This is a genomic window from Collinsella sp. TF12-2AT (assembly GCF_003436735.1).
Classification (GTDB): Bacteria; Actinomycetota; Coriobacteriia; order Coriobacteriales; family Coriobacteriaceae; genus Collinsella.
This window is the reverse complement of sequence record NZ_QSQK01000007.1, coordinates 47,648-61,390: the sequence shown is the minus strand read 5'-3', so window position 1 is coordinate 61,390 and position 13,743 is coordinate 47,648. Positions and strand designations below refer to the sequence as shown.

The following is a 13,743-nucleotide window of genomic DNA, read 5'->3' as shown; positions in this document are numbered from 1 at the left end:
TGATGAGGGCACCTTTCATGCGGGTAAGTACCGGAAGCAAACCAAAAGCTGACCAAATGCCGTCAAAAAACGGGCCGTACGCAGCAATGGTGTTGCATACGGCCCGTTACCAGCAAGTTTATAAAACCCCAGAGGTCCCTGTCTCCACAATTGACCTAGAAAAGGCGCTCAGTCTGCAGAAAGTTTCCGCAAAAGCTCACGCGGTGCAGTGGACAAAGCCCATGTTTGCGAATGGCCTCGATATGCTCGGGGCTTGCATAGCCCTTCGACTCGGCCAGATGGTACTCGGGATACTCGGCGTCGTACTCGACCATCATCTCGTCACGCGTGACCTTGGCCATGATGGACGCCGCGGCGATGCAGGCGATTTTGGCATCGCCCTTCACCACATCGCGCTCGTTAGGAACGGCGCCCAAGGGGTTACCATCCATGAGGACGCAGTCGGGCTCAAGTCCCGTATCGGCCACGGCGCCCGCAACGGCAGTACGGATAGCACGGGCCATGCCCATTTCATCGATATCCTTCGGCGCGATATGGCAAAAACCGATCGCCGTCGCCACCTCGGCAATCTTCACTGAGAGCAACTCGCGGCGCGCGGGCGTGAGCTTTTTGGAATCGTTGATACCCCAGACGCGCGGCTCCATAGGAAGACAGACGGCGCATACCGTCAAAGGACCGGCCACCGATCCGCGGCCCACCTCGTCGACACCAACGACCACCCCATCGCCGCCAAGCTGATGCATAAGCTCGTACATGTCATTGACGCGCTCGCGCTCGGCAAGCTCTTTGTCATGGCGTTTGAGGGCGCGTTCACAAGCCTTGATCACCTGCTGGCGCGGGTCCTCGCGATAATGCTCCACGAGGGCGGGAATCTCCTCGAACGTAGCGCTCGCCAACTCACCAGCAACCTGCGATGCCGAAACCGAGCTCGTCATGTTGGCCATACCAGGCCCTCCTTGCATGCAAATCAGATAAAAAGAAGGGCCACCCGAAGGTGACCCTTGTGTCCAAACGAGTGGACAGACGCTGCGATCTTCTTAGCGCTTCTCGGGGATGCGAGCAGCCTTGCCCACCTTGTCGCGGAGGTAGTACAGCTTGGCGCGACGGACGCGACCATGACGAACGACCTCGAGCTTGGCGATCTTGGGGCTGTGAAGCGGGAAGGTACGCTCAACACCGACACCGAAGGACATCTTGCGGACGGTGAAGGTCTCGCGGGCACCGGCGCCGGCCATGCGGATGACGTCGCCCTGGAAAACCTGGATGCGCTCGCGGTCGCCTTCCTTAATGCGGTAGTGAACCTTGACGTTGTCGGCGACGCGAACCTGAGGAATGTCCTCGCGGATCTGCTGACGCTCGATTGCGCGGATGTAATCCATGTGCAATTCCTTACTCTTCTAGAGGTGCCGTACCACCTTGGCCGGCACGTAGTTGAACAAACGTATTCGAGTATACACGCGCGGGTTTCTGCTGCAAGAACAATTTTTTGCGCAGACAAAAAGACAAAACCCGCACATGATAACCGCCCGTCTCACGAATGAGACGGGCGGCATGAAGGGGGGCTACGCTAGGCGTCGATGCGCAAGGGGGCTAGGCGTTGCGCTTGGCCTCGAGCTTGGCCTGAGCGGCAGCTAGGCGCGCGAGGGGCACGCGGTAGGGCGAGCAGGACACATAGTCCACATCGGCCACGTTAAACAGGCCCTTGATGGACTTGGGGTCGCCGCCGTGCTCGCCGCACACGCCAAAGTGCATGCCAGGGTTGGTGGCGCGACCCTTTTCGACGGCCATACGCACGAGCTCCAGCACCGCCGTATCGATGGTCTCGAAGGGGTTGTCCTTCAGGATCTTCTTGTGCAGGTACAGCGGGATGAACTTGGCCTCGGCGTCGTCGCGCGAGAAGCCAAAGGTCGTCTGGGTGAGGTCGTTGGTGCCAAAGCAGAAGAAATCTGCGTGATGGGCGATCTCGTCGGCGACCATGCAGGCGCGCGGCAGCTCGAGCATCGTGCCCACGGGAATGTTGAGCTCAACGCCCTCTTCAGCGGAAACCTCGGCGATTACGCGCTCAATGACCTCGCGGGTCTGAACATGCTCGGCCGTGATGGAGACGAGCGGAACCATGATCTCGGGGCGCGGGTCGACGCCCTCCTTGATAAGGCGGGCAGCAGCCGTGGCGACGGCGCGAACCTGCATGAGAGGCAGATCGCTAAAGACGACGGACAGGCGCACGCCGCGCAAGCCCAGCATGGGGTTGGACTCGACCATGCCGTCAATGCGACGTAGGCGGGCGCGCAGGGCAGTGAGCTCCTCCTCGGGAGCGCCGGCGGCCTCCTTCTTGGTGATGGCGACCTCGAGCTCGCGAGGATTATCCAGGAACTCGTGCAGCGGCGGATCAAGCAGGCGAACGACCACATCGCGACCGGACATGGTCTTGAACATGGCTAGGAAGTCCTCGGTCTGGACCTTGAGCAGGTCGGCCAGGGCCTGCTGCTTCACGGCCTCGTCGTCGGACAGGATGAAGCTCTGGATGATGTTCTTACGATCGCCCAGGAACATGTGCTCGGTGCGGCACAGGCCGATGGCCTCGGCGCCAAACTCGAGGGCGAGTGCGGCATCCTCAGGGTTGTCGGCGTTGACGCGCACATGGTTGGCGTGGCCACAGGTCTCGTCCAGGCGAATCTCGTCGGCCCAGGACAGGATGGTGTCCAGATCGCCGGTGAGCTCTGCAGAGACCAGGTCGACCGCGCCGTCGACGACGATGCCCTGGGTGCCGTCGATGGAGATGACATCGCCCTCGTGCAGTACGCGGTCGCTGCCATCGATGTGCACGACCTTCTCGGCGGCGTCGATGTGGAAGCGCTCGACACCGCAGACGCAGGGTGTACCCATGCCGCGGGCGATAACGGCTGCGTGGCTCGTCTTGCCACCATGGCTGGTGAGGATGCCCTCGGCAGCGACCATGCCCTTCAGATCGTCGGGGTTGGTCTCCCAGCGAACCAGGATAACCTTGTGACCCTCGTTGGCGCGCGCGACGGCGTCATCGCTCGAGAACACAACCTCGCCCACGGCGGCACCGGGGCTGGCGTTAAGGCCGGTAGCAAGTGCCTCATACTTCTTGGAGGCATCGAACTGCGGGTGCAGGAGCTGATCGAGCTGTGCGGGGTCGATGCGCCCCACGGCTTCCTCGCGCGTGATCAGGCCCTCCTCGACCATCTCGATGGCGATGCGCAGGGCGGCCGTGGCGGTACGCTTGCCCACGCGGGTCTGGAGCATCCAGAGCTTGCCCTGTTCGATGGTGAACTCGATATCGCACATATCGCGATAATGATCCTCGAGGGTCAGGAACACGCGCTCGAGCTCCTCACCTGCAGACTCGAGGCCCGGGGTGGTCTTGAGGTCGGCGATGGGCTCGGTATTGCGGATGCCGGCGACGACGTCCTCGCCCTGGGCGTTAACCAGAAAGTCGCCGTAAAACTCCTTGGTGCCGTCGGCCGGGTTGCGCGTGAAGGCGACGCCGGTCGCGGAGGTCTCGCCCTTATTGCCAAAGGCCATAGCCTGAACGTTGACGGCGGTGCCGAGTTCGCCGGAGATACCATGCTGCTTGCGGTAGATGCAGGCGCGCTCGTTCATCCAGCTGCCAAAGACGGCCTGGATGGCAAGACGCAGCTGGAGCTCCGGGTCGTGCGGGAAGACGGGCTTGCCGTCAGCGACCTCGAGCTCGGGGTACAGGGCGGCCTCGACGTTGTCGGAGAAGATCCCCTTGAAGGTCTCGACGAGCCCCTGCAGGTCCTCGGCCGAAAGCTCGGAATCGACGCGAACGCCGGCGACCAAGCGTGCCTGGGTCAGAGCGTTCTCGAACAGGTCGGCGTCGACGCCCATGACGACGTTGGAGAACATCTGGATAAAGCGGCGGTAGCTATCCCAGGCAAAACGCGGGTTTTGCGTCTGGGCGATAAGGCCCTGAACGGAATCGTCATTGAGGCCCAGGTTGAGGACTGTGTCCATCATACCGGGCATGGAGAACGGAGCGCCCGAGCGAACCGACACGAGCAGCGGGTCGGAGGCGTCGCCGAGCTTCTTGCCACAACGGGCCTCGAGGTCCGCCTCGGCGGCAACGATCTCATCGAGTGCGCCCTCGGGCCACACGTTGCCGGCACCGGAGTACTCGACACAAGTCTGGCAGGTAATGGTAAAGCCACCGGGAACCGGCAGGCCGATGCGGCTCATCTCGGCAAGGTTTGCGCCTTTGCCGCCAAGCACGAAGTTCATGGACTTGTCGCCCTCGGTGACACAGGTGCCCTGGGCGTCGGTTCCAAAACGGTAAACCCTCTTGCAATCGCTCACGATACTTCCCCTTCCATGCGCTTACGCGCACGACCGTGGTAACGAATCGACCCGCCGGATGCGGGCCGTGAGGGAACTATACGGCGGGTTTTGGGCAGGCTTGAGCAGAGGGTGCGCGGTTTGGTAAACGTGCTAAAACTAGCGGTAAACGGTAGGTAAAGTTGGTTACCTTATGAAGATACCACTACAAGAAGATTGCAGGTCAGATGCGATGTTTTTGCTAAATCGCTTTATCAATTCAGGCTATTTAGCCACTCCGATGATTTTTCTGGGACGGGGATTAAAAAATCATTGAGTACCTAATGATTTTTTAATCCCCGTCCCAGAAAAATCATCACAGAAAGGACTACTGCTGTTGAGCGCGGCGGGCGGCACGGCGGGCTCTTGCCTCTTGAATCTCTTCGAGATGAGCAATGATCTCGGCAGCGCTTTCCTCGATGGCTTTGCCGTCGGTACGCACTACAAAGCAGCCCAGGCGTTTCATGAGCGCGCGGGCTTCCGCAAGCTCACTACGCACGCTCTCGGGCTCGGCATAGGAGCCTGCGACGGCGCGGGCGTAGTCGTCGCCCAAGCGGCTATCGCGAATCTCGGAAATCACATCGACGGTCGAAATCAAGCCGAACAGGCGCATCGGGTCAACTTCGTAAATCGACTTGGGCGGCTCCATGCCATGCGCCAGTGGGACATTGGCGACCTTGTAGCCCTGATAGGCTAAATACATCGACAGCGGCGTCTTGGATGTACGCGACACACCCAGCAGCACGATATCGGCACCCGACAGATCGTCGCAACCACGACCGTCATCGTGCTCAACGAAATACTCCATGGCCTCGATACGATGGAAATAGCGGTCATCGGTCTTGTGAATCACGCCCGCAACGCACTTGGGCAGCACACCGATGAGCGACGACAGCACGGCAAGCGTCGGGCCGATCAGGTCGACCGAACGGATATGCAGCATACCCAGGTAATCGAGCACGCGGGCGCGAAGCGCCGGATCGACAATGGTATGGAACACGGCGACATCGCGATGGTCGGCATCGACGCGCGGCCCCACAAATGACTTGACCTGCTCCACCGAGGTCACCTTGGGCAGGCGCAAGAGACGAAAAGCCCCTTCATCAAATTGCCCGGACGCCGCAAGCACCACCTCACAAGCGGTATCGCCGAGCGAATCGGAGATAACGATAACGATGGGACGAGCGGTGACCGGGCAATCCATGCGGGGCTCCTTTTGCGCTTATGCGCAGGCTGGCTTACTTTTTGCGGGCAAGCTCACCGATGTTGGCGATGCCGGAGAAAACGGCCTCGAAGCGGTTGAGCAGCTTAAGGCGATTATCGCGAAGCTGCTCGTCCTTGTCCATGACCATGACCTCGTCGAAGAAGCGGTCGATGGGGGCACGCAGGGCGGCGAGGGCAGCAAATGCGGCCGGGTAGTCCTCGGCAGCAAGGGCGGCATCGACAGCGGTCTGAGCAGCCTCGGAGGCGTCGGCGAGCGCGAGTTCGGCCTCGCCCATCAGGGCGCGGTCGTACTCCGCACCCAGCTCGGGCTTCGAGATATGCGCGGCACGGGCATAGGCGGTAGCCAGGTTGTCGAACGTCTCAGCGTCGTTTTTGCGGGCCTCGTCGAGGGCGGCGCAGCGGGCGAAGAAGACGGACGGGGCGATAATGTGCACCGCGGAGACGGCGGCAACGGTATCGGCCGGGATCTTTTCGTCGCGGGCCATGCTCACCAGGCGGCCATGGAAGAAGTCACGAACCTGCTGCGCGACCTCGGCGGCGTCGAACTCAATGCCCTGCTCGCTATAGAGCTCGAGCGCAAAGTCGATGAGCGACGTGGGATCGATCGGCAGACGGTCGCGCAGGATGTTGATGATACCGATAGCGGCACGACGCAGCGCGTAGGGATCGGAGGAGCCAGTCGGGGGCTCGCCGATGGCAAAGATACCGGCGATGGTATCGAGCTTGTCGGCGCAGGCCACGATGCAGCCAGCGGTGCCCTCGGGCAGCTCGTCGCCGGCAAAGCGGGGACGATAATGATCGCGAATAGCATGGGCGACCTCGTCGTTCTCCCCCATCGCGGTCGCGTAATAACCGCCCATCACGCCCTGCTGGCTCGTGAACTCGACGACGGCGTTGGACACCAGGTCTGCCTTGCACAGGTGTGCGGCGCGAGCAGCGTCGGCGGCAAGATGGGCGCCCAGGTGAGCCTCGCGGGCGATAGCGAGCGCGAGCTGCTCGATGCGCTCGGACTTGGCGAGCACGCTACCGAGCTTCTCCTGGAAGGCAACCTTGGACAGACGCTCACGGAACTCGTCGAGGGAGATCTTCAGGTCCTCCTCGTAGAAGAACTTAGCGTCGTCCAGACGGGCGCGCACGACGCGCTCGTTACCGTCGATCACTCGCTCGGCGTTCTCGGGCTTGCTGTTGGAGACGACCACGAACTCACGCGTCAGCTTGCCCTCGCCGTCATAGATCGGGAAGTAGCGCTGGTTGGTGAGCATGGACTCGCAGATAATCTCGTGCGGGACCTTGAGGAACTCCTCGTCAAAGGTACCGACGAGCACCGTCGGCCACTCGCAGAGGTTGATGACCTCCTCAAAGACCTTCTTGGGCGTGTCGACATGGCAGCCGGGGCGAGCGGCCTCGACCTCGGCGATACCGGCAAGGATGACCTCACGACGACGCTCGGCAGAGAGCACGCCGGCGTCCTCGAGCACCTGCTCGTAGACGGCGGGGCTGGCGACAACATGGTCACCAGGGCCCAGAACGCGATGACCACGCGTGGTGTTGCCGCTCGTCACGTCGGCAAACGACACGGGCACGACGTCTTCACCCAGAAGGCAGCAGATCCAACGGACCGGACGCACAAACGTAGCGTGCTCGTGGCCCCAGCGCTGGCTGCGGTAGTTGGGCCACTGCAGGCCGGCGATGGTCTTCTCGCACAGGGCCGTCAGGATCGGGGTAGCCGGCGCGGAAGGAATGTTCTTCTCGGCGAACACATACTCGCGACCGTCGGTGTCCTCGCGACGAACCAGGTCCTCGGCAGCCACACCGCACTTGCGGGCAAAGCCCTGGGCGGCCTTGGTGGCGTTGCCGTCGGCATCAAAGGCAATGTTTGACGCGGGGCCGCGCTTGACCTCATGGACCTCATCGGTCGCGGTGGCGACGTCGGCAACGAGTGCAGCCAGACGACGCGGGCTCGAGATCACGCGGACCTCGCCGTGGGCCAGACCGGCCTCGTCGAGACCCTTGGCGATCATGGTGCCAAGCTGCTTGACGGCATTGTTCAGCGGTGCGGAGGGCATTTCCTCCGTACCGATCTCAAACAGGAAATCCTTAGCGTCTGCCATGGCTTACGCCACCTCGCCTTCCTGGTCGGCATTCTCGTTGACTCCGGCGACCTCGGCCATATAGGCCTCGCAGCACGCCTTGGCGACGGCGCGGACGCGCAGGATGTAGTTGGCACGCTCGACCGCGGACAGCGCGCCGCGGGCATCGAGCAGGTTGAAGGCATGGCTGCACTTCATAACGCAGTCGTATGCGGGCAGCGGCAGCTTGCGCTCAAGGCAGGAGTGGCACTCGGCCTCGTAGTCGTCAAACTTCTGACGCATCATCTCGACGTTAGCGACCTCAAAGTTGTAGGCGCTAAACTCGCGCTCGTTCTCCAGGAACACGTCGCCATAGGTCATGGGCGTGCCATCGGGCAGATAGCTCCACACCAGGTCGTAGACGGAGTTGACGCCCTGGGCGTACATGGCGATACGCTCCAGACCATAGGTGATCTCGACAGGCACAGGGTCGACCTCGATGCCGCCCACCTGCTGGAAGTACGTAAACTGCGTGACCTCCATGCCGTTGAGCCAGACCTCCCAGCCAAGACCCCAGGCGCCGAGCGTCGGGCTCTCCCAGTCGTCCTCGACAAAACGAACGTCATGGTCGTTGGGGTCCAGACCAATGGCTGCCAGAGAACCCAGGTAAAGCTCCTGGGCGTTGACCGGAGACGGCTTGATGAGCACCTGGAACTGATAGTAGTGCTGCATGCGGTTGGGATTCTCGCCGTAGCGGCCGTCGGCAGGACGGCGGCAAGGCTGCGCATAGCAGGTGCGCCACTCGGCGGGACCGAGCGAGCGCAGCGTGGTCGCGGTGTGGAAGGTACCGGCACCGACCTCGGAGTCATAGGGCTGCATAATGACGCAGCCCTGCTCGCCCCAGTACTGCTGGAGGCGCAGGATGATGTCTTGGAAGGAAAGCGATGAAGCGTTCATGCCTCTAATATCCCCTCGTCGAAACGATTACACGGTTAGGTACTGTACTATAGCGGTTTTTAGTCGATAGCGCCGATGCGGTTGAGCGGCCAGTAGCGCACAAGCGCCACGGCGATCAAATCAGAGCGATCAACGGGACCAAAGTAGCGCGAGTCGGCAGAGTTTTCGCGGTTGTCGCCCATCACCCACACGCACCCGTCGGGAACGGTGTAGGGATAGCTTACCTGAGCGCCGGGAGCTTGGACCGAAAGCGGCCAGCTCATGCCGGTCGTGTAGTCCTCGTCGAGCGCCTGGCCGTCAACGACCACCTTGCCGTCCTGAAGGTCGACCGTCTGGCCGGCCGTGGCAATAACACGCTTGACGAGAACATCGTGCTCGGAGGTACCATCGGGGTTGTGGAACACCACGATATCGCCTTGGTTGACGGGCTGGCCGAGCTCGAGGCTCACTTTTTGCGCCAGGATCTGGTCGCCGATCTCGATCGTGGACTCCATGGAACCGGTAGGCACCACAAAGGGTTCGACCACAAACGAGCGAATCAAGAAGGTAGCGACCAGTGCGATCGCGACGACCACGATCCACTCAAACGCACCCTTTAGCACGGAATGCTGCGATGGAACCATTCTCACTCCTCGCTTAGCGAATACGACGCGTCCAGAATCTCCTGCGCGTATGCGCGCTCCTCGGGCGTAAGCCGCGCCGTCTCAATCAGGTCGGGACGCCAACGGCAGGTGCGCTCGATGGCATTCTTGCGGCGCCAGGCGTCAACCTTGGCATGGTCGCCGCTCACGAGCACCGGCGGCACGCCCTCACCGTTGAACTCGGCGGGACGGGTGTACTGCGCGTACTCGAGCAGGCCACCGTCCTCGGCAGTCGAGAACGACTCATCGACGTTGCTCATCTCGTCACCAAGGGCGCCGGGAATCAGACGTACGACGGCGTCGGCAACGACCATGGCGGGCAGCTCGCCGCCCGTAAGCACGTAGTCGCCGATCGACAGGCGCTCGTCGGCATACGCATACGCGCGCTCATCGACGCCCTCATAGCGACTGCACACAAACAACAGGCGCTCGCTTTTGAGCAGGCGCTCGGCCACATGCTGCGTAAAGGGCTCGCCGCAGGGCGTAAAGAACACCACGGTGGGCTTGGGACCCTCGGAGCCAATAGCCTCGATGGCCTCGGCGATGGGCTCGACCTTCATGAGCATGCCCTGCCCGCCGCCGTACGGCTCGTCATCAACGGTACGATGACGGTCGTGCGTCCAGTCACGCAGGTTATAGGCCTTAAAATCAAAAAGGCCGGCCTTGCGGGCGCGGCCCAAGATCGATGTGGACATGACGGGCTCAAACATCTCGGGAAAGACCGAAAGGGTCTCGATCAGCATGTTTTCCTCCCTACTTGTCCATATCGATCAGGCCGTCCATAACGTGGACGGAAATTGTTCCTGTGTCGGGAAGATCAAGCACAACCTGCTCGATCACGGGAATCAGCACCTCGCCGTACCGATCACCCTCGACAACCCAAACATCGTTAGCGGGCGTCGACATGATCTCGACGATCGTGCCGAGTGAACCGAAGCGCTCGTCGACCACCTCGCGACCCATCAGGTCGGTATAGGCGGCGTCGAGTGAATCGAGCTCAAAATCGTCACGATTTGCCAACACATAGCATCCCGTGATGCCCTCGGCGGCCGTCAAGTCGTCAATGCCCTCAAACGAGACCAGATCGCCATCGCCCGTATCGGTGACGGACACGACCGTGCAAAAGCGGTCGCGCTTGAGCGCCGGCGGCGTCAGGGCGACGCGCATACCCGGCTCTAATACAGAAGGAAGCCCCCGCAGCGGCTGCGCGAGGACCTCCCCCTTCCTTCCGTGCGGCTTGACCACACGGGCGATGTTTTTGTACTGGGACCTCAAGGTCCTAGCCCAGAACCTCTACCTCGACAGCAGTGTCGAGGCGAGCGGCCAGTGCACGGGCGAGCGTGCGAATGGCCTTGATGGTACGGCCACGACGGCCGATGACCTTAGCGACGTCATCCTCGGCGACAGAAACCTCGATCGTAGAGGCGTCGTCACCATCGATGACCTCAAGGCTCACGGAATCCGGGTCGTCGACGATCTGAACAACGAGATATTCGACGAGATCGGCGATGCGATCTGAGAGCATTGCCTCACCCTCGAGCTGTGCAGCGTCAACCTCAGGCACGATTTACTCCTCGGCGCCCTCAGCGGCCTCAGCGGCAGCCTTAGCGGCCTCGGCCTCTTTGGCGAGCTGCTTCTTGGACTTCTTGACGACGGTCTCGGTCTTCTCGCCCTCGTTGGCGGCCTTGACCAGAGCGGCGACGGCGTCGGTGAGCTGAGCGCCCTTGGACTGCCAGTCGGCGATCTTCTCGAGGTCGAGGTTGATGGTCTTGGGGGCGGTCATCGGGTTGTAGCGGCCAACCTCCTCGATGATACGACCGTCACGCGGGGCGCGGGAATCGGCGACGACGACACGGTAGTACGGACGCTTCTTAGCGCCGTGACGAGCAAGGCGAATCTTGACTGCCAAAGGAAACTCCTCCAACCAAGCAGCTTTAGGCTGCAACTACAAACAAACAGTTGAATATAATACGCCATCGACGCGGGCAGGTGAAGTCCGTGAGACCAACTTCTTCGGTGTAGTCGAGGGCAATCCATATCTTAGACAAGAATTCGGGATTTGCAAGCACATACACGCACCCCACATGAGCTGCGCGGTATACTCATGACATGGAAAGACGCGAACATACATACGGTTATGAGGATGCCATGAGCGTCACGCCGCCTCCCTGGACGGGTCCGGCGGTGGGCCTCATGGACCTCGATGCGTTTTTTGCGAGCGTGGAGATGCTCGATCATCCCGAATGGCGCGGAAAGCCACTCATCGTGGGCGGAGACGCCGATTCGCGTGGCGTCGTGTCCACGTGTTCGTATGAGGCGCGCCGCTTTGGCGTGCACTCCGCTATGCCCTCGGCCGAGGCGCGGCGCTTGTGCCCGCAAGCCATTTGGACGCACGGGCACTTTGATCGCTACCGCGAGGTGAGCGCGCAGGTCATGGCGATTCTTGCCGAGGAGACGCCGCGCGTTGAGCGCGTATCCATCGACGAAGCCTTTATCGATATCACACCGGGTCGCTTTGCGCCCGAGGACCCACTGCTGGTTGCACGGCGTATAAGCGACCGTGTGGCAGCGCTGGGAGTGACGTGCTCCATTGGCGTGGGCTGCAACAAGACGGTCGCAAAGATCGCAAGCGAGCGGGATAAGCCGTTTGGGCTGACCATCGTGCGCCCCGGAACCGAGCAGCGCTTTTTGGCCGCGCTGCCGGTATCTGCCATGAGCGGCATCGGGCGCTCGGCCGAGGAGCGACTGCGCCGTATGCGCATCTACACGCTCGGCGAGCTGTCACGCGCGCCGGAATCCACCTTGGCCTCTATTTTTGGCGTCAACGGCGAACGTATGCGTCAGCGTGCGCTGGGACTTGAAATCTCCGAAGTCACGAGTCTCGATGAAGAGCGCGAGGTCAAGTCGGTCAGCAATGAACGCACCTTTGCGAAAGATTTGACTGAGCGCGGGGACATCGAAGCGGCGATTGCGCTGCTGGGTGAGTCGGTTGGACGCCGCCTGCGCCGTCAGGGACTGACGGGCGGCACGGTAACGCTCAAGCTTAAGTATTCGTATGGCAGCGGGCGTACGGCACAGCGCCGGCTGCCTCATCCGACCGACGATGAGAACATCTTCGTGGCGGTTGCACTCGAACTGCTCGACAACATCTGGCAGGAAGGCATGCATGTTCGCTTAGCGGGCATCGGCATGAGCGACTTCGACCACCAAGGCGGCATCCAGACCGACCTGTTCTGCGAAGTCGACGACCGCGGAGCCCAATCAAGCGACCGTCGCGACCTCTCGGTCGCTATCGACGCCGTCCGAGACAAGTTCGGCGACACCGCCCTATCTTTCGGCCGCCAATCCCGCTTCAACGATTAACCGCCTTTAGGCAAAAAGAAAGCCGGGCAGGTGCGGAAAACCGCAACTGCCCGGCGAAATGCGCGAAGCTAGCTAAAAAGCCCCGTATCAAATGAGCTACTAGAGGAGATTGAGGGGGAGCTGGGGGGCGTCACCCCAGAGCTTTTCTAGGCGGTAGAAGTCGCGGGCTTCGGGAGTGAAGACGTGGACGACAACCGAGCCGTAGTCCATGAGCATCCAGGTCTTCTGCTCGCGGCCCTCGATGGAGAACGGATGCTCGCCGCAAGCCTCGGCGACCTTCTCCTCGATCTCGTCGACGATCGAATCGACCTGGCGGTTGTTGGTACCGGTGGCAAGCACAAAGTAATCGCACACGTCGGAAAGCTCGGTCAGGTCGAGCACCTGCACGTCCTCGCCCTTCTTGTCGTAGGCGGCCTGCGCGGCGGCGCGGGCGACATCCTCGGCGGCGACACCGCTCGCGGACAGCGAGGCGGCGGTGCGGTCGGACGTGGCAACGAAACTCTTGTGCTCCACACCTTCAAGAATCTGCTCGTCAGTCATGGTCTCGTCGGCCATGGAATACCTCTTTCTAGACACACCCGAGCTAGCGCAGCTGGGCGTAATGGTTGTAAATCGTAATAGCCGTGGGATAAAGATAGCGCCCGGACTGGATCACATAGACCAGACCCTGCGCAAAACAGGAGAAGAACAACTCGTCAAGCGTCGACTCCCCCACCATCTTGCGCAGCGCATGGGCATAGTCGCCGTGACGGTTGGGCTCGATGGCATCTGCCACAAAGACCACCATATCGAGCGGCGTCATGTCGCAGGCACCCACGGTGTGACGGTCGACAGCCTGGAAAACGGCCGGTGACAGCTCGGGAAAAAGCTGCGGAAGCTCATAGGCGGCAACAGGGCCATGCAAAAGCGGCGTCGCGGCGGAAGGAGAGCCGGCAACCTTGATGCCATAGTGAAGCGCGCGGGCCACGAGCTCGTCATCGGAAAGAACCTTGTCCCAGTCGTGAATTAAGCCGGCGGCAGCCGCATCAAAGCGGTCAACGCCGTAGACCTCGGCCAGATGAAGTGCGGTCTCGGCAACACCCAGCGAATGCACATAGCGCTTGCGCTTATCTTTCATGCGAACATCGAGC

Annotated in this window: 14 protein-coding genes; 1 reads left to right on the top strand and 13 read right to left on the bottom strand. The window is 61.5% G+C overall.

Annotation, left to right across the window (positions count from 1 at the left end; all coding sequences use genetic code 11):
* Window positions 1–155: 155 nt before the first annotated feature.
* The 11 genes from DXD24_RS06065 to rpsP all read right to left on the bottom strand — a co-directional run bounded on the left by DXD24_RS06065 (window position 156) and on the right by rpsP (window position 11,159).
* Entirely contained in the window at window positions 156–944 is a 789-nt protein-coding gene (locus DXD24_RS06065; RefSeq protein WP_117564259.1) for a ribonuclease HII, read from the bottom strand.
* A 93-nt stretch (window positions 945–1,037) separates the two neighbouring features.
* Entirely contained in the window at window positions 1,038–1,379 is a 342-nt protein-coding gene (gene rplS / locus DXD24_RS06060; RefSeq protein WP_006236098.1) for a 50S ribosomal protein L19, read from the bottom strand.
* A 211-nt stretch (window positions 1,380–1,590) separates the two neighbouring features.
* Window positions 1,591–4,341, bottom strand: a complete 2,751-nt coding sequence (ppdK, locus tag DXD24_RS06055; protein WP_117646386.1) for a pyruvate, phosphate dikinase — start codon at window positions 4,339–4,341, stop codon at window positions 1,591–1,593.
* 346 nt (window positions 4,342–4,687) lie between these two features.
* Complete coding sequence (locus tag DXD24_RS06050) at window positions 4,688–5,563, bottom strand: pyruvate, water dikinase regulatory protein (RefSeq protein ID WP_117564257.1); 876 nt, start codon at window positions 5,561–5,563, stop codon at window positions 4,688–4,690.
* 34 nt (window positions 5,564–5,597) lie between these two features.
* Window positions 5,598–7,694: a glycine--tRNA ligase subunit beta gene (gene glyS, locus DXD24_RS06045; protein WP_117646385.1), complete on the bottom strand. Its 2,097-nt coding sequence runs from the start codon at window positions 7,692–7,694 to the stop codon at window positions 5,598–5,600.
* Between the two features lie 3 nt (window positions 7,695–7,697).
* Window positions 7,698–8,609 carry a glycine--tRNA ligase subunit alpha gene (locus DXD24_RS06040; RefSeq protein ID WP_006236091.1) on the bottom strand — a complete coding sequence of 304 codons (912 nt, stop codon included), beginning with the start codon at window positions 8,607–8,609 and terminating at the stop codon, window positions 7,698–7,700.
* 59 nt (window positions 8,610–8,668) lie between these two features.
* Window positions 8,669–9,232 carry a signal peptidase I gene (lepB, locus tag DXD24_RS06035; RefSeq protein ID WP_117646384.1) on the bottom strand — a complete coding sequence of 188 codons (564 nt, stop codon included), beginning with the start codon at window positions 9,230–9,232 and terminating at the stop codon, window positions 8,669–8,671.
* A 2-nt stretch (window positions 9,233–9,234) separates the two neighbouring features.
* Window positions 9,235–9,993: a tRNA (guanosine(37)-N1)-methyltransferase TrmD gene (gene trmD, locus DXD24_RS06030; RefSeq protein ID WP_117646383.1), complete on the bottom strand. Its 759-nt coding sequence runs from the start codon at window positions 9,991–9,993 to the stop codon at window positions 9,235–9,237.
* A gap of 10 nt (window positions 9,994–10,003) precedes the next feature.
* Window positions 10,004–10,525, bottom strand: coding sequence for a ribosome maturation factor RimM (rimM, locus tag DXD24_RS06025; protein WP_055309865.1), 522 nt, complete (start codon window positions 10,523–10,525; stop codon window positions 10,004–10,006).
* A gap of 4 nt (window positions 10,526–10,529) precedes the next feature.
* Window positions 10,530–10,775, bottom strand: coding sequence for a KH domain-containing protein (locus tag DXD24_RS06020; RefSeq protein ID WP_171021534.1), 246 nt, complete (start codon window positions 10,773–10,775; stop codon window positions 10,530–10,532).
* A gap of 42 nt (window positions 10,776–10,817) precedes the next feature.
* Entirely contained in the window at window positions 10,818–11,159 is a 342-nt protein-coding gene (gene rpsP, locus DXD24_RS06015) for a 30S ribosomal protein S16 (RefSeq protein WP_022094749.1), read from the bottom strand.
* 200 nt (window positions 11,160–11,359) lie between these two features.
* On the opposite strand from rpsP, the gene dinB reads away from it, so the two are divergent.
* Window positions 11,360–12,613, top strand: coding sequence for a DNA polymerase IV (gene dinB / locus DXD24_RS06010; RefSeq protein WP_199407988.1), 1,254 nt, complete (start codon window positions 11,360–11,362; stop codon window positions 12,611–12,613).
* A gap of 99 nt (window positions 12,614–12,712) precedes the next feature.
* On the opposite strand, the gene rsfS is transcribed toward dinB, so the two are convergent.
* Window positions 12,713–13,168, bottom strand: coding sequence for a ribosome silencing factor (gene rsfS, locus DXD24_RS06005; protein ID WP_035138582.1), 456 nt, complete (start codon window positions 13,166–13,168; stop codon window positions 12,713–12,715).
* 28 nt (window positions 13,169–13,196) lie between these two features.
* The gene (yqeK, locus tag DXD24_RS06000; protein WP_192924102.1) at window positions 13,197–13,730 is read right to left on the bottom strand and encodes a bis(5'-nucleosyl)-tetraphosphatase (symmetrical) YqeK; all 534 of its coding nucleotides are present in this window, start codon (window positions 13,728–13,730) and stop codon (window positions 13,197–13,199) included.
* Window positions 13,731–13,743 lie beyond the last annotated feature (13 nt).